This is a genomic window from Sessilibacter sp. MAH3 (genome assembly GCF_054658275.1).
On sequence record NZ_BAAGIE010000016.1, the window covers coordinates 1 to 22,324 of the forward strand.

At 41.6% G+C, this 22,324-nt stretch carries 17 protein-coding genes and 1 tRNA gene; 2 read left to right on the forward strand and 16 right to left on the reverse strand.

The genetic code is table 11. From position 1 onward, the window contains the following. Positions 1-102: 102 nt before the first annotated feature. The 6 genes from ACYQ2C_RS11115 to queA all read right to left on the reverse strand — a co-directional run bounded on the left by ACYQ2C_RS11115 (position 103) and on the right by queA (position 10,280). Positions 103-2,346 carry a PAS domain-containing protein gene (locus tag ACYQ2C_RS11115; RefSeq protein WP_460102714.1) on the reverse strand — a complete coding sequence of 748 codons (2,244 nt, stop codon included), beginning with the start codon at positions 2,344-2,346 and terminating at the stop codon, positions 103-105. A gap of 35 nt (positions 2,347-2,381) precedes the next feature. Then, positions 2,382-4,571 carry a hybrid sensor histidine kinase/response regulator gene (locus ACYQ2C_RS11120; RefSeq protein WP_460102710.1) on the reverse strand — a complete coding sequence of 730 codons (2,190 nt, stop codon included), beginning with the start codon at positions 4,569-4,571 and terminating at the stop codon, positions 2,382-2,384. 236 nt (positions 4,572-4,807) lie between these two features. Then, positions 4,808-5,800 (reverse strand): protein translocase subunit SecF, encoded by a 993-nt coding sequence (gene secF, locus ACYQ2C_RS11125; RefSeq protein WP_460049418.1) that lies wholly within the window; start codon positions 5,798-5,800, stop codon positions 4,808-4,810. A gap of 98 nt (positions 5,801-5,898) precedes the next feature. After that, positions 5,899-7,773: a protein translocase subunit SecD gene (gene secD / locus ACYQ2C_RS11130; RefSeq protein WP_460102707.1), complete on the reverse strand. Its 1,875-nt coding sequence runs from the start codon at positions 7,771-7,773 to the stop codon at positions 5,899-5,901. Between the two features lie 221 nt (positions 7,774-7,994). Then, the gene (tgt, locus tag ACYQ2C_RS11135; protein ID WP_460102718.1) at positions 7,995-9,137 is read right to left on the reverse strand and encodes a tRNA guanosine(34) transglycosylase Tgt; all 1,143 of its coding nucleotides are present in this window, start codon (positions 9,135-9,137) and stop codon (positions 7,995-7,997) included. Between the two features lie 105 nt (positions 9,138-9,242). After that, complete coding sequence (queA, locus tag ACYQ2C_RS11140) at positions 9,243-10,280, reverse strand: tRNA preQ1(34) S-adenosylmethionine ribosyltransferase-isomerase QueA (protein ID WP_460102705.1); 1,038 nt, start codon at positions 10,278-10,280, stop codon at positions 9,243-9,245. 357 nt (positions 10,281-10,637) lie between these two features. On the opposite strand from queA, the gene ACYQ2C_RS11145 reads away from it, so the two are divergent. Next, positions 10,638-10,724: transfer RNA gene (locus ACYQ2C_RS11145), tRNA-Leu, on the forward strand. A gap of 281 nt (positions 10,725-11,005) precedes the next feature. Here the strand turns inward: ACYQ2C_RS11145 and ACYQ2C_RS11150 are convergent. Further along, a complete protein-coding gene (locus ACYQ2C_RS11150) occupies positions 11,006-11,692 on the reverse strand; it encodes a hypothetical protein (RefSeq protein ID WP_460102703.1) in 687 nt (228 codons plus the stop codon). Positions 11,693-12,534: 842 nt separating this feature from the next. Between ACYQ2C_RS11150 and ACYQ2C_RS11155 the strand changes: the two genes are divergently transcribed. Beyond that, positions 12,535-12,942, forward strand: a complete 408-nt coding sequence (locus ACYQ2C_RS11155; RefSeq protein WP_460049422.1) for a hypothetical protein — start codon at positions 12,535-12,537, stop codon at positions 12,940-12,942. A 200-nt stretch (positions 12,943-13,142) separates the two neighbouring features. On the opposite strand, the gene pgsA is transcribed toward ACYQ2C_RS11155, so the two are convergent. The 9 genes from pgsA to ACYQ2C_RS11200 all read right to left on the reverse strand — a co-directional run bounded on the left by pgsA (position 13,143) and on the right by ACYQ2C_RS11200 (position 22,189). After that, the gene (gene pgsA, locus ACYQ2C_RS11160; protein ID WP_460102700.1) at positions 13,143-13,697 is read right to left on the reverse strand and encodes a CDP-diacylglycerol--glycerol-3-phosphate 3-phosphatidyltransferase; all 555 of its coding nucleotides are present in this window, start codon (positions 13,695-13,697) and stop codon (positions 13,143-13,145) included. Positions 13,698-13,833: 136 nt separating this feature from the next. Further along, complete coding sequence (gene uvrC, locus ACYQ2C_RS11165; RefSeq protein ID WP_460102698.1) at positions 13,834-15,681, reverse strand: excinuclease ABC subunit UvrC; 1,848 nt, start codon at positions 15,679-15,681, stop codon at positions 13,834-13,836. 86 nt (positions 15,682-15,767) lie between these two features. Beyond that, entirely contained in the window at positions 15,768-16,412 is a 645-nt protein-coding gene (uvrY, locus tag ACYQ2C_RS11170; RefSeq protein WP_460049425.1) for a UvrY/SirA/GacA family response regulator transcription factor, read from the reverse strand. A gap of 1,275 nt (positions 16,413-17,687) precedes the next feature. Next, entirely contained in the window at positions 17,688-18,710 is a 1,023-nt protein-coding gene (gene murB / locus ACYQ2C_RS11175; RefSeq protein WP_460102696.1) for a UDP-N-acetylmuramate dehydrogenase, read from the reverse strand. Further along, positions 18,703-19,206 carry a low molecular weight protein-tyrosine-phosphatase gene (locus ACYQ2C_RS11180; protein WP_460049427.1) on the reverse strand — a complete coding sequence of 168 codons (504 nt, stop codon included), beginning with the start codon at positions 19,204-19,206 and terminating at the stop codon, positions 18,703-18,705. The genes murB and ACYQ2C_RS11180 overlap by 8 nt, the downstream gene beginning before the upstream one ends. A gap of 68 nt (positions 19,207-19,274) precedes the next feature. After that, positions 19,275-20,030 (reverse strand): 3-deoxy-manno-octulosonate cytidylyltransferase, encoded by a 756-nt coding sequence (gene kdsB, locus ACYQ2C_RS11185; RefSeq protein WP_460102693.1) that lies wholly within the window; start codon positions 20,028-20,030, stop codon positions 19,275-19,277. Between the two features lie 32 nt (positions 20,031-20,062). Beyond that, on the reverse strand, positions 20,063-21,112 hold the full coding sequence (gene lpxK, locus ACYQ2C_RS11190; RefSeq protein ID WP_460102691.1) for a tetraacyldisaccharide 4'-kinase: 1,050 nt from the start codon (positions 21,110-21,112) through the stop codon (positions 20,063-20,065). Positions 21,113-21,115: 3 nt separating this feature from the next. Then, positions 21,116-21,544: an ExbD/TolR family protein gene (locus ACYQ2C_RS11195; protein ID WP_460102689.1), complete on the reverse strand. Its 429-nt coding sequence runs from the start codon at positions 21,542-21,544 to the stop codon at positions 21,116-21,118. 18 nt (positions 21,545-21,562) lie between these two features. Continuing rightward, positions 21,563-22,189 carry a MotA/TolQ/ExbB proton channel family protein gene (locus ACYQ2C_RS11200; protein WP_460049431.1) on the reverse strand — a complete coding sequence of 209 codons (627 nt, stop codon included), beginning with the start codon at positions 22,187-22,189 and terminating at the stop codon, positions 21,563-21,565. Between the last annotated feature and the right edge of the window lie 135 nt (positions 22,190-22,324).

The following is a 22,324-nucleotide window of genomic DNA, read 5'->3' on the forward strand; positions in this document are numbered from 1 at the left end:
CAATCACTTACAGTTCTTGAAATTGGCGACACATCCTTGTGTCGCGAGAAACTCTAGGTTAATCAGAGTTTCCTAAACACTCAGATGCTGCGCCATCGGCCTCTAATTTATAAGCTGTAATGCGATCACCGTCAGTTGTTCAATATCTAAGGGTTTTGAAAGCACATCGTTAAAACCTGCCTCAATTACATCCCGCATTTGCTGTTTATTCACGATTTCAGACAACGCGATAATCGGGATTAATCGTGTGTTGGGATCATTACGAATGATTTTAATAAACTCATAACCATCGACACCTGGCATATGCAGATCATAAAAAATAATATCTGGCCGAGTATTTCTTGCTTCGAACAAGCCTTTAATACCCTCAGCTGCAACAATAAATGTTAAATCTTTGAAACTACTAAAATATTGCGTTAAAGAATTCCGACTTTTAGCGTCATCGTCAACGTATAAGATCTTTTTCGATTGAAAAAGGTTTTGGTCAAAATTCACAAAATCGGTTGCTTTAAACTCTCCCGTAAGCTGCGTTTCGTTAACAACATTACTGGCTACAGGCAAACAAATTTTGAAGCTACTGCCTACGTCCTCCGAGCTTTCGAAAGTAATACGTCCATCCATTAATTCGACCAGTTGTTTACAAATGGCCAAACCTACACCATTACCCGGCGGTGAAGAAGATCTGTTTTCAAACTCAGCAAACGGCTCAAACAATTGCGCATGATATTTTTTTGGAATTCCTTTGCCTGTATCGTTCACAGATATGGTGACGTAATCGGGAGCCATATCTGTTAAATAAATTGCTACCGAACCGTTTTTTGAGTTGTACAAAATCGCATTGGTCAATAACTTAATTAATGCTTGTTTCAAACAGTTTCTATCAGCATTGACAAAGGTGGTATTGGATTCATCTTGGGTAAAGCTTACTTTAACGGAATGCTTATTTGCTAATGAACGTAATTGTTCAACCACTTCAGAAATAACACTTTCGAGCTTGGTAGGCCGAAGTTGCGGTAGCATCTTTCCGGCTTCAATTTTTGAAAACTCTAAAACATCGTTGATTAATCTAAGCAACTGTTTGCCAGCTTTTTTTATTTCAACAATATTCTCAGCTTGATCAGGTGTTAAGTTTTTGTCTCTGTCAAAAAGCTGAGTAAAGCCGAGAATAGCATTCATGGGCGTGCGCAATTCGTGACTCATGCTCGACAAGAATTCCGATTTCGCCCTATTGGCTTTATCGGCCATATTTTTTGCTGCAAGAATTCGCTCTTGTGAATTTTTAATTTCGGTAATATCCACATGAGCACCAGATAAAAACTCTACCTCGCCTTGCGAATTCGTGATTACATCACCTCGTGTACGAATCCACTGCCACTGTCCGGTACGATTTAAAATCCGATATTCTAAATCAAACGCTTGCGCATTTTTGACCTTCTGATAAATCTCATTCTCAACCCTGGCTCGGTCTTGAGGATGAATTCGAATTAACCACTTTCGCGTTTGGTTATTACCCATTTCCAAATCGTCGATACTAAAGCCCAACAAGGCCCAGCAACCTTGCGAGAAATTAATGGTTCGATCTTTACGGCTCCATTCCCAAACGCCATCGTTTGATGATTCTAGAATGCGAGCAAAACGAATTTGGCTTTCTCGTAACGCAAATTCAACGCGTTTTTCTTCGGTAATATCGTAATTAACACCGGCAAAATAAATAACTTCGTTGTTTCGATTGCGAATAGAGCTGGCCTGCCCTTGCACCCAACGATATGAACCGTCGCGGTTACGCATTCTGTACGACTCGCTGTAAGGCGCATTAAATTCAAAATGCCTCTGCGCGCAGGCCGATATTTTTTCTTGGTCTTCTGGGTGAACAAACTCGTAGGCGTCATCAATAGATTTAATGCGGCCCATATCACCTAATGAATAACCCATTTCTCGCCAGAGTTGCCCTGGAAATACCCGAAAAACATTTGTTTCAAAATTCCATTCCCAATAACCAAACCCAGAAATATTTTGCATTTTTGAGAATCGATCAGAAATATGCGCGATTTCTTTGTGGCTATTTTTCTGTGAATAGGAAACACCAGCAGGAAATAAAGGAGCTAAGGCGATATTACGCGATAGTGGAATATGGCGACTGACATCAATCGCTTGACCAAGTACTGGAAATGTTGGTGAATATTTTGAATAAAGGCTTTGATTAGGTGGATTTGTTGATGAATTTTTCGAATCATCGGGCTTGTTTTTACCGGCTGCATTATCGACTGCAATAGAATCCGTCCCAGTGCTTGTTGCAGACTGAGTTAATATTGGATCACTATCGGTTTTGTCGATGCTTTTATCCATAATGACGTAATTCCAAAGTGCTGGTAAACATACAGTTACTCACCTTGCAAAGGTAAATCAAGTTGCGCAACCGAGCCTTCTGCATTTGGCTCAACAAAAACGCTCTCAAGCAAACTAACGATCTGATCAATATTCCAAGGTTTTACTAAATAAGAATAAAAATCCGAACCGGCAAAGTTAGATGCCGAATGATCCAATAAACTGGGAATTGACTTGTCTTCTAACGGAAATTCGGACATTAATTCAGGGCGAATTTTTTTACCGGCGTACTGGTTTCTTTTAGAGAAATTTTTACCTTCTTCACGGTTTGAAGACAAAGCAACTACGGGAATCGTTGCTGTTGCAGAATCCGATTTTAAAATCTCAATGATTTCTGGAGCATTCAGTCCGGGAATTTCTAAATCGAGTAAAATTAAATTAGGTTGCAGTCTTCGAGCTTTATAAACGCCCAACAAAGGGTCTGTGGCAACTTCGAGTTCGACGTTGTTGATATGCTCAATAAATTTCTCCATTAAACGGAGATTGGCGGTGTTATCTTCAATGTATAAAACAGTTTTTGTCGACGCTATATTAAGTTGAATACTGCGTTGTTCTTTTAAAATTTTGCCAATGGTCTCTGGTGCGACTTCAGAAAGGTCATCGCAGCGTTTTAGATGAATTTCAAAGCAGCTGCCCACGCCTTCTTGGGTATAAAAGCTGATGGCACCATGCATCATTTCAACTAGATTTTTAGTAATAACCAAGCCAACGCCACTGCCTTCGATGGTTGTTTTTTCTGCGCCCAATCGGTTAAACGGCTGAAATAATTTACCTTTTTCTTCTTCTGCAATACCAAATCCGTTGTCTTCAACGCTGATACACAGCTCATTTTCATCGAGTATAAACACTTTAATATTGACCCAACCAGAAGGCCGATTGTATTTAATACCGTTGCTAATGAGGTTTAACAAAATTTGCTTCAATCGAACGCGATCGCAGTCGGCGTATAAGGCCTCGGTCTCATCAATTTCAGAGGTAATAGAAACGCCATATTTGTTGGCTTGTGGATGGCTGAGGTTAATACAATCTCTAACAATATCACTCACTAGTGTTGGTTCATTCGTTAAAGTGATATTGCCAGATTCAATTTTAGAAAGGTCCAACACGTCGTCAATTAATTGTATTAAATGCTCGCCAGCCTTTCGCACTTCACGCATGTTGTCGCGTTGTTGCTGAGTTAAATTATGATCGTATTCAAACAGCTGCGCATAACCCAATATGGCGTTCATGGGCGTTCTTAAATGCCGACTCATGCCCGAGAGAAATTTAGATTTTGATTGGTTTGCCTGCTCCGCCTGATCACGAGCGGCTGATAGCTTACTTTGTGCTAATTTAATATCGGTAATATCAATATTGGTGCCCGAGATAACAATGGGGCGACCTTGAGCATTAAAACGCGCGTTGGCTCGGGTTCTAACCCATCGATAGACATTATTCTTATCGGCTATTCGATAATCAACGTCGAGAAATTTCCTATGTTTAAGAGCCGACTTCAGCTTTACTTTAAACTTTCGTTGATCAGACGGGTGTATCCGTTTGATCCACGCAGAAATTAAACTTTCGTTCCCATCGACAAGTTCATTGACGTGTTCAAATCCCAAATGCTGAAGCACTCGCTCAGAAAACTCGACCTGAGGATTATTCGCTTTCCATTCCCAAATCCCGTCGTTGGATGCGCTCATAATGCGCTGCAATCTGAGTTCCGCTTCTCTAAGTGCTTCTTGACTGGCCCTAAGATTGGTTGCATCAAAGACAACACCTACGATGGTAGCTATTCGGCCATGTTCGTCGCGAATAGAACTCCCTATAGTTGTAACCCATAAATAGTCTCCAGACTTGCGGAGCAATCTGAATGTAAAGTGTATGGGCGATTGGCGTTGCACGTGGTGACGAACGATGACTATGGATCGGTCAAGATCGTCAGGATGAATGTAGCCACGAACCTCGGTAGCGTTTTCAAGGGATTCTATGTCTTCGGTTGTGTAACCGGCGTCGAAATAGAGTTGTCCGTGGCAATGAAATGATTGGTTTGCGTAATTCCATTGCCAAAAACCGAATCCGTCGATTCCTACTAAACAACGGTAGCGTTTAACCAGAGCAATTTGCTCGTTGGTCATCTGTAGATGCTGTAACCACTGTAATTTGTGGTTGGCGCTGTTGGGTTCTAGGTTATCGGACTGCGTCATGTGAAACCGAGTATCTAACGAATTCAATCGTTCAATCTAACTCAGCTACCAACTTCAAACAACACAGAGAAAAGAAGAAATTAATTACGATTTTTAATGAGCATTTAAAATTCAAGAAAAATCTGTGGAAAAATTAACGCGAAGTTTTTTATTCGCACAAAAAAATTACCCGAGCCTAGGCTCGGGTAACTGATTGACACAGAAGGCGTAAACCAAAACGCCTCACTCTGAATCGCTTAAGGCATATCGTCAACTTCACTGCCTTCTTTCACGGGTTCAATCAGATCTTGTGGGGTTAAACCCATCAACAGTAAAATGTTGGCCGCAACGTAAATCGAAGAATAGGTACCAATACCAACACCAACGATAAGCGCAATTGAGAAACCTCGAATTAATTCTCCACCCACAAAGAACAAGGCGAACAATACCAATAACGTTGTTAAAGAGGTCATAAGAGTACGACCGAGGGTCTCATTTAAAGAGATATCGATGATCTCAAGAGGACTGGATTGACGAACGCGGCGGAAATTTTCACGAATTCTGTCAGCTACTACGATGGTATCGTTAAGCGAATAACCAATAACCGCAAGTACTGCGGCCAAAACCGTAAGGTCAAAATCCAAACCTAAAATTGAAAAAACACCCAGAACAATGATGACGTCGTGAATCAAGGCAACAACAGCGCCGACAGAGAATTTGTACTGGAAGCGAAATGCCACGTAACCCATAACAACAAGCAGCGCGAATAGCATTCCAAGACCGCCGTCTTCGCGAAGCTCGTCACCTACTTGGGGTCCAACAAATTCAATTCGTTTGAGCGTAACCTTACTACCATCGGCTTCAAGAACAGATATGATCTCATCTCCGAGTGACTGGTCAGAGCTGCCCTCATCTTCTTGACCAACCTGAGTTCGATCAGCGGCTTGGGAGTCTTCTGCTTGCAGACGAATAAGAATTTCTGTTTCGACACCAAAGTAGACAACCACAGCATCATCATGCCCAGCGTCAGCAAGCTGTTGGCGAACTTTTGTCAAATCGGCGGGCTTGTCGTATTCAACTTCAACTTGTGTTCCGCCGGTAAAGTCTAGGCCAAATTTGAGACCTTTTACCGATAAAGATACCAGTGAAATAATGATTAAAATTAAGGAAAAGCTCATTGCGAGCTTTCTGAATTTCATGAAGGAAATTGCGCTTTTCCCAGAAATATTTTTTGCGTTCGTTTCAGACATCGAGAGAGCCTTTTTAACCTTTTAACGCCAAACCGTTTATTTTGTTCGGCGTTGAATTATTGGGTAATGTGCAGCGGAAGAAGGGTTTAATGCCCGTCTTAAATCCAAAGTTTTTGGACTTTTTTACCACCATAAATGAGGTTCACTACGGCACGTGTCACCAAAATAGCGGTAAACATCGACGTTAAAATACCGATCATAAGTGTTACCGCAAAGCCCTTGACGGGGCCAGAACCAATACCAAATAAGATCACTGCCACAATAAATGTAGTGATGTTTGCATCTAAGATGGTCGTAAATGCGCGATCAAAGCCAGCACTGATCGCCGATTGAGCCTGCAAACCATTTTTCAGCTCTTCTCGAACTCGAGAGAAGATCAACACGTTAGCATCTACCGCCATACCCACGGTTAATACAATACCCGCTATACCAGGAAGCGTAAGCGTTGCCCCAAATATCGACATGATTGCCACGAGCAAAACAATGTTGGCGGCAAGGGCGATGTTGGCGGCAAAGCCGAAAACTCGATAACAAATGAACATGAACAACAGGACTAAGGCAAGACCAAGCTGTACCGATATCAAACCTAGTTCGATATTTTCGGCACCCAATGACGGACCAATGGTGCTTTCTTGAACAAAGAACATTGGCGCAGCCAAAGCACCAGCACGTAATAACAATGCGAGTTCAGACGCTTCTGCGGGACTGTCTAGGCCAGTAATTTGGAACTGAACACCGAGAGCGCCTTGAATTGTTGCCAAACTGATAATTTTCTTTTCAACAACTCGTTCTGAGATGATTACCTCTTCACCTTCGCTGTTGAACGACCTCTTATCTTCGGTTTTAGTCTCAACAAACAATACGCCCATAGCACGACCGATGTTATTTCGTGTCGCACGATGCATTTTGGTACCACCTTCACTATCGAGAGTGATATCAACCTTTGGTAAACCTGTTTGGAAGTCGGTGTTAGGTTTTGCGTTAGATACATTCTCACCAGTAATAATTGGCGTACGCTCTAGCCATGCGGTTCTACCAAAGCGAGAGCCTTCATCGCTGCGAAAGCCAAATTCTTCTCTCTGAGTTACTGGAGTATTGGGTTCTGCCTCTAAACGGAACTCTAGGTTAGCGGTTTTACCAATAACACGCTTAGCTTCAGCGGTATCTTGTACACCCGGTAATTCAACAACGATACGATTACGGCCTTGGCGCTGAACCAAAGGCTCGCTCACACCCAATTCGTTAACACGGTTACGCAGAGTGACCAAGTTTTGCGAAACTGCATAATCTTCGATTTCACGAATAGCCGTTTCAGACATAGTTAACTGAAGGAAGTACTTGTCGTTACGCTCGTCGGTTGTCCAAACCAACTGTGGAAATTCACTGCGAACCACGCTAATAGCTTTACTGCGCTCATCCGCATCGGGAAAACGCGCTTCAATAACATTGTTGCTGTCTGCAACTACACGGCCTTCGTATCGAGCTTCAGCTTCACGCCATTGACGACGTAACTCCGTGGCGTTGGTCTCTTGACGTTTGCTGACGGCATCTAAGGTGTCGACTTCTAATAAGAAGTGAACACCACCAGAAAGGTCGAGACCTAACTTCATTGGTGACGCGCCTAGGCTTTGTAACCAGTCGGGTGTATTAGAAGCTTGGTTTAACGCCACAACGTAATCACGGCTTAGCGCAAGTTGCACGGTTTCACGCGCTTCTCGTTGAACTTCTGCCGACGTAAATCGAATTAATATCGATTTTTCGCCAAGCGTCTCGCCAAAATAAGCAATTCCCTTGTCATCCAATGCTTTTTTGGCTTTTGTGAGTGCAGCCTGATCAACCACTAGGCTACTGGACTGTCCAGTAATCTGAATAGCAGGATCAGGTGAATAGAGATTGGGGGCTGCGTAGATAAACCCCAAAACGATCACAAGCAGGATCAGTATGTATTTCCACAGCGGGTAACGGTTGAGCATTAGTCAGTTCCATCAGACTTTGCAAACAAAGCCAGTTTTTCTTCAAATATTACTGTTGAACGAGAGAAGTACTGGTCAAATCGTTATAAAGAGTCAACACAATACATCTAGCGCTACTTAAAGGGCTTGGATTATAACCATATAAACAAAAGCTTTTACAAAATTAGGCTGAAAAATTTTATATCAAGCCCTGTGCTTATCGAATTGCCTAAAGAATGTCGTTATTGAGCGCCTAACGGCTGAAAATGCTTGGCAAACTCTGGTCGTTCGATTCGCTGTTCAGCATAAAACTGTTGTACGAATTCATCTAAACGATGCTCTTCGATGGCTAATCTTAACCGAGACATGAGTGTCTGATAAAAGCGTAAATTATGAATGGTGTTTAATTGAGCACCTAAAATTTCGCCACACTTGTCTAGATGATACAGATAACCACGACTGAAATTCTTACAGGTGTAGCAATCGCATTGGCTATCTAAAGGATTGGTATCGCCGCGATGTTTGGCGTTACGAATTTTGATAACACCTTCACTGGTGAATAAATGCCCGTTACGCGCATTACGCGTTGGCATTACACAGTCGAACATATCAACGCCGCGTAAGACAGACTCAACAATATCTTCAGGCTTACCAACGCCCATCAAATAACGGGGTTTATTCGCCGGCATAGTTTCTGGAAGATAATCCAGAACCTTGATCATTTCTTCTTTGGGCTCACCAACCGAGAGTCCGCCAATGGCGTAGCCATCGAAGTCGATATCGGTTAGGCCGTTTAAAGAAATCTCGCGAAGATTTTTATACATGCCGCCCTGAATGATTCCGAATAATGCCGAAGGACTATCACCATGAGCGATTTTACTGCGTTTAGCCCAACGAAGAGAAAGCTCCATGGAGGTTTTTGCTTCTTCTTCGGTTGCAGGATAAGGCGTACATTCGTCAAAAATCATGACGATATCAGAACCCAAATCACGTTGAACTTGCATGGATGTTTCTGGATCGATGAATACTTTACTGCCATCGATTGGCGATCGAAAGGCAACACCCTCCTCAGTGATTTTTCGCATATCACCAAGACTAAACACTTGGAAACCACCAGAATCCGTAAGGATTGGCTTTGACCATTGCATAAAGTCGTGTAAGTCGCCGTGTTTTTTTACAACTTCGGTACCCGGGCGAAGCATAAGGTGGAAAGTATTGCCTAGAATAATATGCGCGCCTATTTCTTCAACATCTCGCGGCAACATACCTTTTACCGTGCCGTAGGTGCCAACGGGCATAAAGGCTGGAGTTTCAACCACACCACGAGGGAATTTCAAACGACCTCGACGGGCATTACCATCAGTGGTATCGCATTCAAACGACATAAAGCACTGACGGGAAGTATTGGGAGTATTTTCTAATTCAGTCACTCAACTGCTCAATAATCTTGTTTAGGGTTAATCTGGGTAAGTTCTGGTTAACTCACAGGCTTAAACTCGGCGTTGTTTGGTAACAAACATCGCATCGCCATAACTAAAAAATCGATACTGTTCTTCAATTGCTACACGGTAGGCAGTTTTTGTATGTTCAATACCTGCAAATGCAGAAACCAGCATAATTAGAGTTGATTCGGGTAAATGGAAGTTAGTTACCATGGCATCGACGGTTTTAAATTCATATCCCGGATAAATAAAGATATTGGTATCACCTGTCATGGGATTGATGGCCCCTGTTGAAGAAGCACTTTCCAAACATCGTACGCTGGTAGTACCAACGGCAATAACTCGATTACCCCGAGCCTTAGCTGCTCGAACTTGCTCGCACAAATGCTCATCGACTTCGATCCATTCACTGTGCATGGTGTGTTCTTCAATTTTTTCGACCTTTACAGGCTGAAACGTACCGGCACCAACGTGCAAAGTAACAAACCCTAGCTCTACACCTTTACTCTTTAAACTTTCTAATAGCAGTTGATCGAAATGCAATCCCGCCGTTGGTGCCGCGACCGCACCTTTTTTATCATCGCGACTGTATACCGTTTGGTAACGTTGCCGATCGGACTCGTCGTCTTCACGCTGAATATAAGGTGGCAGCGGAATGTGCCCAATGTCTTCTAGAACACTAATAAAGGAATGCTCTTTAATTTCGAGCTTGAACAGATTTTCGGCTCGACCTACCACGTTAATCACAGCACCATTTTCAAGATGCAATTGACTTCCAGGTTTTGGCGAACGACTAGAACGTACATGCGCAAGAGCAGTATCATCACCAGTAATACGTTCAATTAATATTTCGACCTGGCCACCGGTTGATTTTTTACCAAATAAACGGGCGGGAATGACTTTGGTGTTGTTGAAAACCATCAAATCGCCGGGGGAAATCATTTCAAGAATATCGGTAAAAATCCGATGTTGAAGACTACCTGTATTACCATCCAGAACGAGTAACCGACTCGAAGTGCGCTTCTCAAGCGGTTTAGAGGCAATAAGCGCTTCAGGTAGATCAAAGTTAAAATCTTGACGCTGCATAAATTACATTAGGCTAACCAGTTAAAAGCGGCACAGCCTATCGAAAATTTGTCGTATTTGCGAGGCTTGTGTTTTTAGAGGGCCAACAAATCGAAAGATGCTTTTAATATCTTAAACGAATGAATTTTGCAAACTAGGTCGCGTCGTTGATGTGAGCGCTGAAGTTAGGTCGTTAATAGATACAGATTGATTAAAAACCCGCCACACTTAAAGCAGAGTGCTATTCTTTCGAAAGAATTTTCGTAAAACTATTGACGGCATCAAAACCGTAGTTATAATACGCCCTCCTTCGCAGTGCAGCTACAAACAAGTGCTAACATCTTGTTTATTAAGTAAAAATTGCTGTACTCACGATGTGCCAGAGTGGTGAAATTGGTAGACACAGGGGATTCAAAATCCCCCGCCCTTAAAAGCGTGCCGGTTCGAGTCCGGCCTCTGGTACCATATAAAAAGAAGCATTTTTTGCCTTATCAGATATAGACCTCTTCTTTTAGCATATTTCCATGTTATCTATCAAAAATAGAACGCATATAACCAACAGACTGTAGTCCACTGCTATTGAAATAGAATCTATAACCCTCACCGACAACTTCTGAAAAAATTTGCTAATTTTTAGGCAATATCATCTCGATACAAATTATTAAATATTCATAGCGCAAGTAATAGACTTGAAGCAAAAATAAAGAGCCGGAACAAAAGCTCAGGCTCTTAAAATATAGCAATATCTAGTAGGTTTCTTTTATCGATATATACCCATTTGAAACCGAGAACGTAACCGTAGGATCGCTGGCGGTATCTCTCCACCTCCCCATAACCCCATCAACTCGGTTCATTCTCCAAATAACTGTATTTCCCTGAAGCTTACAATCGTAATAGAAACGCTTTCCATCACTAGCGCGAGTTTGATTTATTCTTACCATGCTTCCTTTATCGACCGCCACATTTTGATCACCACGCATTGTAGAAAGATATTCGATCGCAGCTTTGCATACGTCCACCTTGGTAACACCACTCAGAACCACAGGAGCGGGTGTAGCGTTAGGAGCAGGATCAGATCCGCTGAGCCCGATAACTATAAAAAGAATGAATACAGCGCTCCAAATCCACACAACCGAACTCACCTCCCGGGTGGGTAAGTCCAGCCCTCTCGGCCCCGTTTTATAACCATTCAAACATTGAATAAATAACTTATATTGAGCACATGATAGCTTTAGACGAGCATCAATTTTTTCATTAAACGAAACATCTACTACAACGAATTTTTCATCTTCACTAACTAAACTTACTTTTGAAATCTCTCGAAATGGATAAATCGAAAGAGTTAAGACCCCAGTAAAGAAGCGCTCTTTTACGACATCAAACTCAAGAAAATTGCCAACCAATTGCCCACTCAAAACTTCTACATTCTTCACTTAATGATCCCTCACATTAATATCCTGTCTAAATATTATATCGTATTAGTAAATTAGAATAGATTTTATAATAAAAATCTAAAATATAGGAACAATTTCAATCACTTACCGTTCTTGAAATTGACGACACATCCTTGTGCCGCGAGAAACTCTAGGTTAATCAGAGTTTCCTATAGTAAATCGAATAGAGAAATCTGATCAAATAAGAAGCATATAGATAAACACTTGAATAACACTAAGAACAAGAAATGCCTAACTGATATTTCAAAATCAAAAAACTTGATTACCGTAGTTGGTACGATCTGAATTAACACGCCAACACTCGGATATAGCTACAAAGTAATTTTATTAAACTTCTATTCATCTTAGTTAAAGTGTAGAATTTGGTATTGAAGTTGTTGAGACTGTGCCTGCTTTGTAAAAGCAGACAAAATCACGTAGTTAGTAAACCCTAATCTACTAATACCTGTAATATAGGGGTGTATTGTGTTGACCGTACCGCGTACAGCCTCTGGTACCATAAATAGTTCCTCTTTACAGTATCATCTTGCTTTAATACCCGTTACCTTATCCAAGATTACAAATCCAATGTAAATAATTCATTTAAAACCTTTAATAACCGGGTTTTTTGTGGCTAATTTGTAAATTTAATCCTTTTCTTGAAACATCCAATCGCCAAATTAAACCGGTATATGTATTAATTCTGATATTTTTTGGTCATTACACTCAGCTCATTGCCTATTTATTAAAGATAATCCCTGTATCATTTCATTGGCATGAAGGTTGTTTAAGTTGATGGCAACAAATTGTCTAACTCTCCTAACGTCAAAGAAGTAAAACTTATGGCATGCAGACCACATCCTACTGGCGGACACCGCGCTTATAAAAAAATCAATGGTGTTGAGGTGCAAATATATTCCAGAGATCGCAAAATTGCCGAAGCTAAACAAAGAGAATTAGATGCTCTTGCGGCATTGAAACCAACGAGAGTATTTTCTAATTGTGGACGCTTGATAGGATTTAGAATTCGCCAACATAGAAATGGCGGAATCAATATGGAGATGCAATTGAAGAATCACCGAGGAACCAAGAGTTTATCGGCGAACAGTTTTGAAACGGTTTGGAAATGGGTTAGAGATAACTGGAAAACCGGACATAATCTTACATCAGGAGATGTTGCCTCTTATACGACCGAGCTAAAGTCAGCAAAAAGAATTTACCTACAAGATCTCGCCAAAATTACTCAATAAAGACAAAATTACTAAATAAAAAAGTAACTATCTGCAACGCGAATAAACTTATTTAACCGCGTGAAAAGCTGCTCATAATTTTTCTTCGCACAACTCATTGAGTATTTACGCGATAAATTTCGATTACACAAAGTTATAGAACACAGAAAGCCTTTGGCCGTGTCGAGATATGGCTACGCCGCAAGAAGTAAAGAGTTTTATTATTCTTGCGGCTTGAGATCCGGCCAAGCAGCTTTCAGGTAACGCATCATCGACCATAACGTTAGCACGGCCGCTGAATAAAGAGTTATATAACCGATCCAAGTCATGTAAACATTGACTCCGGGGCGGAATAATAACAACACGATAATAGATACCATTTGGCAGGTTGTTTTTACTTTACCAATAGTAGAAACGGCAACCGTTTTGCGCTTACCAAGTTCGGCCATCCATTCCCGTAACGCCGAAATTACAATTTCTCTGCCCACAATTACAACCGCAGGAATCGCGAACCACGGGCTGCCATGCACTTCTACCAGCAACACCAGTGCAACCGCAACCATCAGTTTGTCTGCAACGGGATCTAAAAAAGCACCAAACGGCGTACTTTGATTGTACTTTCGCGCGATATAGCCATCAGCCCAATCGGTTATTGCGGCTATCGAAAAAATCAGTGCTGAAAAAAACGCACTCGTTTTGAAAGGTAAATAAAAGACAAGTATCAGGGCAGGAATTAATACAATTCTCAGGAGTGTGAGTTGATTTGCGAGAGTCATGCAGATATTTCTTGTACTTCTATAGTGGACTGGTTTTTAAGTTTAACAGAATATTGGCCCAAGTAATCTACTCCCACTATTACGAATAAAATCTTTTGACAATAATAATGATCACTCTAACGTTAAGCGCTAAAGATTACGACATGCGTACGCCGTGATAAATCTCCTCGGCAAGACTTTTGCTGATACCCGGTACCTTGGCTAAATCTTCAATACTTGCGCCTTTTACACCTTGTAAACCACCAAAGTGCTTAAGCAACTCTTGCCGACGTTTTGCACCTATACCGGGGATTGATTCTAGCGTTGATGTCTTACGAGCTTTATCGCGTCGATTACGGTGTCCGGTAATGGCAAATCGATGAGCTTCGTCGCGTATCTCTTGCAACAAATGAAGTGCCGCTGAAGTAGAGTCTAGGGTTAGCTCTCGACTTCCGCCATCGACAATCAGTGTTTCAAAACCAGCCTTTCGCGTCGTTCCCTTGGCAATACCGACTAATTCAACACCACTTACGCCTAGTTCTTCTAAGACCTCTTTTGCGATATTAAACTGACCTTTACCGCCGTCGACCAACAGAATATCTGGCATTTTGTCTTCGCCTTCGCGCAGGCGTTTATATCGACGCGTTAATGCTTGACGCATAGCTGCATAGTCATCACCAGCGGTTATATCACTGATATTAAAACGACGATAATCAGAGGGATTGGCACCACCTTGGTCAAAAACAACACAAGATGCCACCGTTCTCTCTCCAGAGCTGTGGCTGATATCAAAACATTCCATACGCGAAGGAAGCTCCGATAAAGACAAAGCGTCTTGTATGGCTTCGTACTTTTTCTGAACTTTATCGTGACTACTAATCCTCGATAAAATATTTTGTTGAGCCGACTGTAACGCTAACTGTAACCATTTCAAACGCTGGCCACGCACATTATGTTTAATGGCAACTTTTACAGAGCGTAATTGTTTTAGTGCCTCGCTCAGAGCCGCCTCGCCTTCAATCTCACAAGGTAATAATACTTCCGAGGGGACTTCACGGTTGGTATTTGCTAAATAAAATTGTGGTAAGAATGCCGATAAGACTTGGTCAACACTTTGCCCAAGCTTCTCTTGGGGGAAGTAACTCTTACTACCCAGCACTCGACCGTTTCTAATAAATAAAACGTGCACACAAAAGCCACCCCTAGCCTCTGCAATCGCAAATACGTCGGCATCACCCTGTTCGCCCTCAACGACTCGATCAGCCTGGATTTGTCGCAAAGAAGCAATTTGATCGCGATAGTCGGCGGCTTTTTCGAAGTTCAATTCACGAGCAGCTTGTTCCATTTGCTCGGCGAGTTCGTTGAGCAGTTGCTGACTCTTACCGTCCAAGAACAATTCCGTAAAGTGTACATCTTTTGCGTAATCGGATTCAGAAATCAAATTCACACAAGGCCCGGTACAGCGGTTAATTTGATACTGCAAACAAGGACGCGATCTATTTTTAAAAACACTGTCTTCGCACTGGCGAATTCGAAATGTTTTTTGTAGAAGATTCAGACTCTCACGTACCGAACTCACATTCGGAAAAGGTCCGAAATAACGTCCTTTCTTTTTTTTGGCGCCTCTATGCAAGGCTATTCTTGGATATGAATCATTAGACGACAAAAATACGTAAGGATAGGACTTGTCATCCCTTAATAGAATATTGTACGGAGGACGTTGCGATTTAATAAGATTCTGTTCGAGAATTAGGGCTTCAGTTTCAGTCCGCGTAAGAGTGACTTGAATACTGGCAATTCTCTTAACAAGAGCTTCTGTTTTTGGTGTTAGTCCGGTCTTTCGGAAATAACTAGAGAGACGGTTTTTGAGATTCTTAGCCTTTCCTACATACAAAGGTTGACTATTAGAATCAAACATTTGGTAAACACCAGCGTCAACGCTAATGTTAGCCAAAAAACGTTTGTGATCGAATATGTTATTTAGGGAGCTATCTGTTTCAGTCATGGCGCGATAATAGCGCGATCTTCAACGGCAAAATAGCGTTACGTATTCAAGAGAAAAGAGATTTTAATTGGCTTCCATTCCAACGGCTATTCAATCTCAACATCAAGCACGCCATGCTTTACCGCTAACAATGCCAACTCTACATCACTGCTAATTTCAAGCTTATCAAAAATGCGATAGCGATAACTGTTTACGGTTTTTGGGCTGACGTTAAAGGTATTTGCAATGGCTTGAGGTTTTTGTCCGTTAGCGATCATGAGCGCGGTTTGTAACTCTCGCTCTGATAATTTCTCAAAGGGAGTACGCGTATCTTTGGCATAACTTTTTAGTGCCATTTGTTGAGCAATGTTGTTGCTCATGTAGTGCTTGCCTTTATGAACGGTTTTTATGGCCATCACCATTTCATCAAGTGCAGTCCCTTTTGTTAGATAACCATAGGCACCGGCTTGCATCAGCCGACTTGGATACATAGCATCGTCTAACGCTGTTACCACAATAACACGCAAACCTTCGTGCGCATTGATTAACTTTTTAGTAGCTTCTAGCCCGCCAATTCCTGGCATTTTGACATCCATCAAAACAATATCTGGTTGAAGCTCACGTGCAAGAACAACGGCTTTTTCACCACTGTCGGCCTCACCTACCACATCAAAACCGTCAATATCACCGAGCATGCGCACAAAGCCGGTTCTTACTAAGTCGTGGTCGTCCACCACCAAAATTTTAATCACGTTATTGACCCCAACACGCAACAAGCTTATTTAATTGACTCAAACTAGTGCTGACCTGATTCGAATTTAATGTTTAGAGTTATGCGTTAAATTCAGATAAACGTATCGATTAACGCACCTTCAAAATTCCGTATTTATCTTGTCCTAGTAGCTTTATTTTATAGTAGCTTAAACGGTTTAGTCAGAATGTTTTTAACAGTGCTTTGGCAATTTTCCTAACATACATGCTTTGTGAATCTATCAATAAAATCTTAGATTGTGAATTTTTCGGATGCCATGGAAGTAAGCAATCCCAAATTGATTCAAAATTTTATACTAAAAAACATCCGATTTAGGATAAAAACAGATTCTAATCTTAACGGATTAACAAAACTTTTACTTCTATCTCGCCTATTACACTACTACAAACCAAATCTGGTAGAAACGTGTTTAAAATTCTTTCGCTAGGAAATTTTTTGCCCGTTTGAGAAACACCCTGTTTCACAAGTTGAATGAACGGTCTATTTTTATTGTTATCATGTTAATAATTGCCGTAAGCATAGCAAACCATATTCTCACAGAGTTTGGTATTGGCTTTTAGAATGACATGAATTCACAACAACTGTTTTGCGACTCAACTCTTTTAACAGATACACTAAAAACGATAATTGAGACAATTTCATATTTAGTTTTTTTAATTAGGTTGATTTAATGTTTTTTGTTCACAAATTCTAAGGCGCCCAATAATAAGCAATATTTTTCTAACGACGACTTATTGGGTGCACCATATCTGAAAATAATCTCAACTTTGTTTCTTCCAGATTAAAATAGAATTAAATAAATCGGATAATTTCTGCATTTTCAGCTTTATACATTGTAAGCATTCGGCTATTACAACGCATTTCGACAAAAATTGGCGAAGCTCACAACTCGGTTTGAATATTCTGATTTAGATATGTGATTAACGCTTAACGTTAATAGTGGGCAGACAAAATGATCGCTCAAATTGTATATTCAAAAATACTCTATCGAGCCTTGTATGAATTACGACGAGCTATTTATAAATTTACGGAAAATAGTATGTCGAAAATAATAAAAGTGTTTGATTAAGCCCGCTTTGATTTAATAAGATGATAACAATTGACATTTCAACCTCTAATTTATTCACCATTTCAATCACTTATCATTATTGAGATTGACTAGACATACCTGTGCTATGGCGAAGCTTGGCTTAATCAGAATATTCAGTAAAGTCAGTAAATTTGGGCGTATCGATTTAATTGCATTTTTGCAACGTTAAATTTTTAAGGTTGGAAAGATCGTGGGTTCTACTTCAAGAAAAATCCCATACTGTTTTAATACATCACGTTGAATTTCTTCATACAAAGCTCGAACATCACTCGGGACCGCTCCGCCGTGATTAACCATGACTAGCGCTTGATGTTCATGCATACCGACGGTATTCAAACACTTACCTCGCCATCCAGCTTGATCGATTAACCAACCGGCAGCTATTTTAAAATCATCACCGAAAGCAAAACTGGCAATATTTGGAAATTTTTCTTTTAATTCAATAAAGGTAGGTTTTGCCACAACAGGATTTTTAAAAAAACTACCAACGTTAGGTAGACGGCGCGGATCGGGGAGTTTTGAATTGCGCAAAAAACAAACTCGATCAAAAATCGCTCTTTGTGAAATGATTGGCTGATCTGCTGAAAAAAAATCTTTTAAACCCGGATACTCAAGCGTGGGTTTGGCGGTAAGGGAAAGCTGAAAGGTAACATCTAAGATAACGTATTGATCTTTCCATTGTGATTTAAATCGACTTTCACGGTAACCAAAATTGCAGTCTTGTTTTGTGACAATAATTTCTTGGCACGAGTATCGATCTAATAAGGTTGCACTGAAAAAACAAGATTCAACTTCAACACCGTACGCACCGATATTTTGAACCGGAGCTGCGCCAACGGTACCGGGAATCAATGCCAGATTTTCGAGGCCCCAGAAATTGTTCGCAACCGAATATTCGACAAAATCCGACCAGTTCTCGCCAGCACCGACAGTGATATAAACGTTTTTGTCATCACTAGATGTTACCCGAATGCCTTTTATCCTATTGATAAACACAGGAACATCTAGATCGCCGAGAAGCAAAACATTACTTCCACCACCCAGTAAGATAAAGTCGGAACCGTTTTTTTCTATCTGTCGTTTAAGCGCATCAACATGATCGAATTCAAAAATGCAGGGGGCAGATACATCTAACCGGAAACTGTTGTAGGTTTTCAGTGAAATTTTAGAGCTGTTGCTATTAGTCACAAGTTTTAATCAAATAATCAATAAATCCATGGCTTGCCGATTCAATCAAATCCAAGACGTGATCGAATCCTTCACTACCGCCATAGTAAGGATCAGGAACCTCAGTTTCTGAAGAAGGAGAAAAATCCAAAAATAACCCTAGATGGCCTCGAAAATTGTTCAAAGACGACAAATTGCGAAGATTGCGTAGGTTGTCATTATCCATGGCTAAAATGAAATCAAATTGAGAGAAATCTTGATTCGATACTTGCCGAGCTCTTAAAGAAGATAAATCGTACCCACGCGTACGCCCTGCCGCTATCGCTCTAGAATCCGGCTGGCTACCAATGTGCCAAGCACCTGTGCCCGCAGAATCGATACTCATATCGCGTAACAGACTACCTTCATTCATTCGGTTCACAATAATCTGCCTAAACACTGCCTCTGCGGTCGGTGAGCGGCAGATATTTCCCAAGCAAACAAATAAAACCGAAAGCGGTGATTTTACAGATTTCATAACAACTGAACTGGGGCTAGGTTTATTAAACTGATGGCGTTTTTTTCAACAGCCAAACGATGCTGCAATCAACGCAAAAAGGCGCGCAATTTTTCAAGATCTTCAGGCGTGTCAATTCCACCTGGCACAGGCTCACAGGAAGTTTCAATGTGAATTTTCTTGCCGTGATCGATTATTCGCAATTGCTCAAGGCTTTCGTAGCGTTCTAAAAGTGATACCGGCCAACTTACGAACAAATTCAACAAGCTTACTCGATACGCATAAATGCCTAAATGACGCAGACAGGGATAATTCTCTGGCAGAACTTTTTCGCTAGCGAAAGCATCTCGCGGCCAAGGTATTGGCGCTCGACTAAAGTAATGTGCGTAGCCTTCTTGGTCTGCAACTACTTTAACGATGTTTGGATTTAGAAAATCATCTACCGAGTCAATGGGCTCTGCCAAGGTTGCCGCAAGTGCATCTTTAGCGCCTGCTAAATTGCGCGCAACCTGGTCAATGACCGAAGGCGGAATCATGGGCTCATCGCCTTGTACATTGACGATAATATGCTGGTCATCCAAATTCAAAAGATTAGCGGCTTCTTGTAATCGATCTGTACCAGACACATGATTTGCACCGGTAAGAATAACCTCACCGCCGAAGCTCTCAACATGATCAAATATTCGGGAGTCATCAGTAGCGATACACACTCTAATCGCACTACTTTGCTTTGCTTGCTCGTAAACTCGTTGAACCATTGTTTTACCATGAATATCAACCAATGGTTTGCCGGGAAATCGAGTCGACGCAAATCGGGCTGGAATGATTACCGTAAAATCACTCATCTGCTGGTAATTACCTTTTTAAAGATTGTCTATTAGCGCCCACGACTGCTTTGAAGCGCTTGAATTTTAGTGAATAGATGATCGAAAAATGGCGTCGAGAAGCTCGCATAAACATTAAGGTAAAACCAATCTTCTTCGGCAAAACCAAGACATTTTACTGCGTCTTTCTCCGTCATCAGAATTGGAGAATGCAAAGTGGCAAAATCCTTTTTCTGATATCGATAATGATCAGGAAAAATATGTTCTTTATAGCTTATAGAAAGCGATGATAGCGTATCAAAAAATCGTTGCGGATTGCCAATTCCCGTTACTGCCGAATAGGTCTTCAACCTCGGAAATTCCTTCAGTGGGATAGCATCTCCACTTTTTAACGCAATGAACGTGTTTGGTTGAATGGTTGCGCAGTGAAGATCTCGATTATTAAGATACGACTCGACGCTATATCTTTCTTTAAAACTATCGACGGCCCCTTGGTTGCCGTTGATAACGATAAAGTCAACATCGCTTAAGCGATCCAAAGGTTCTCGTAAGGGGCCCGTTGGCAAGCACTGCTGATTTCCAAATCCCCTTTGACCATCGATAACGCACACCTCGATATCACGTTCGAGTTCATAGTGTTGTAGGCCATCATCACTTAACACAACATCAACAGACGAGTTTGACAGTAAAGCTTCGAGGGCACGGCGGCGTTTTGGATCAACCCAAACATCACAACCCGTGGCCATAGCAAGTAATTTAGCTTCGTCACCGCATTGTGTAACTGATGTGTTCTCTGTCACCTGCAGTGGATATCGGTCGTTCGAACCTCCATAGCCACGGGCCACAATACCTACGCGCAAGCCGGCTTTATGAAGAGATTTTGCGAGAGAGATTAAGATAGGCGTTTTGCCAGTACCACCGACGGTGATGTTGCCCACAACGACAATAATAGGACCTTTCTGGGGTGATTTACGCAATCGGCGACGCTTACTGATGTGATGGTGCGATAAGTATTCCAGCGGTTTGAGCGCATAGGTCCAAGGAATGCGCCCATACCAACTGGCATTTACGGCTTTTTCAAGCCAGGTTTTTATACCAGTCATCGATTAAGGATTACTCTCTCCAGCAGGAGAACGTGTGGTAATACTCAAGTGCGAAAAACCGAGCTGCCCTGCCACATCCATAGCCGTTACAACAGCTTGGTGCGGAGTATTGGCGTCAGCTGTGATGACCAACGGACGCGTCAAATCGCCAGACGATTCTTCTGAGAGCGCACGTTTGAGAGTGGGAATTTTACTGTTCACAAGCGATTGACCATTAATCGCATAGCTGCCATCGCGACCGATTAATATCTCAATAACCTTAGGTTGTTCGGTATTAGGCTCTGCGCTGGCTTCGGGTAAATCAACTTTTAGATGCGTTTCTTTAGTGAAAGTAGTAGAAACCATAAAAAAGATGAGCAACAAAAATACGACATCAATTAATGGTGTCAAATTGATGGAATCTTCGGCATTGGACTGGCGTTTAAACTTCAACTTACTACTCCTTTGAGCTTAAACAACCTTAACATCGACTTTTCGGTCGCCATGAATCGCATCTACCAGCTTAACAGCTTCTTGCTCCATGGTGACGACAAGAGAATCAATGCGACGCTGGAAAAATCTGTGTGCCATCATCGCAGGAATAGCGACACACAAACCCGCAGCGGTTGTGATTAACGCTTCGGAGATGCCACCTGCTAAAGCACCGGTGTTGCCTGCTCCTTGAATCATAATCGCAGTAAACACATTGATCATACCGATTACTGTACCTAAAAGGCCCAACAGTGGTGCCACAGCAGCAATAGTTCCCAACAGTCCTAGGTAACGCTCCATATCATGAATGACCGAGCTTGCAGCTTCTTCGATACTGTCTTTCATCACGTCACGGCCGTGGCGAGAATTACTGATCCCAGCAGCCAAAATTGCACCAAGAGCAGAGCCATACTTAAGCTCTTTTAGGGTGTCTGCGGTCATTTTCTTTTTAGAGATGCTCTCCCAAACTTCACCAAGCAAGTGTTTGGGCGCTATTTTTTGAGGTGATAACGTCCAATATCGCTCAAAAGTAATGCCTACAACCGCAAGCGAACACAAAATTATTGGCAACATCAACCAACCACCAGCGGCGATGACTTCAAACACTTGTTAATCCCCCAACCTTCAAACTGATAAATAATAGGCATGGTCAAAACACCCGCCACGCTATTTTTTGCTGTTAAAACAAGCGATTGGCTTATTTAATTTCGGGCTGGGACTTTAGCACAGCAAATTAGTTCA

Excerpts from the sequence above, each read along its gene's own strand:
- secD (WP_460102707.1), bottom strand. The coding sequence starts at position 7,773 with ATGCTCAACCGTTACCCGCTGTGGAAATACATACTGATCCTGCTTGTG.
- ACYQ2C_RS11120 (WP_460102710.1), bottom strand. The coding sequence starts at position 4,571 with ATGACGCAGTCCGATAACCTAGAACCCAACAGCGCCAACCACAAATTA.
- tgt (WP_460102718.1), bottom strand. The coding sequence starts at position 9,137 with ATGTCGTTTGAATGCGATACCACTGATGGTAATGCCCGTCGAGGTCGT.
- pgsA (WP_460102700.1), bottom strand. The coding sequence starts at position 13,697 with ATGACTCTCGCAAATCAACTCACACTCCTGAGAATTGTATTAATTCCT.
- lpxK (WP_460102691.1), bottom strand. The coding sequence starts at position 21,112 with ATGACTGGTATAAAAACCTGGCTTGAAAAAGCCGTAAATGCCAGTTGG.
- ACYQ2C_RS11155 (WP_460049422.1), top strand. The coding sequence starts at position 12,535 with ATGGCATGCAGACCACATCCTACTGGCGGACACCGCGCTTATAAAAAA.
- ACYQ2C_RS11115 (WP_460102714.1), bottom strand. The coding sequence starts at position 2,346 with ATGGATAAAAGCATCGACAAAACCGATAGTGATCCAATATTAACTCAG.
- uvrC (WP_460102698.1), bottom strand. The coding sequence starts at position 15,681 with ATGACTGAAACAGATAGCTCCCTAAATAACATATTCGATCACAAACGT.
- kdsB (WP_460102693.1), bottom strand. The coding sequence starts at position 20,030 with ATGAGTGATTTTACGGTAATCATTCCAGCCCGATTTGCGTCGACTCGA.
- secF (WP_460049418.1), bottom strand. The coding sequence starts at position 5,800 with ATGTCTGAAACGAACGCAAAAAATATTTCTGGGAAAAGCGCAATTTCC.
- queA (WP_460102705.1), bottom strand. The coding sequence starts at position 10,280 with ATGCAGCGTCAAGATTTTAACTTTGATCTACCTGAAGCGCTTATTGCC.
- ACYQ2C_RS11180 (WP_460049427.1), bottom strand. The coding sequence starts at position 19,206 with ATGAAATCTGTAAAATCACCGCTTTCGGTTTTATTTGTTTGCTTGGGA.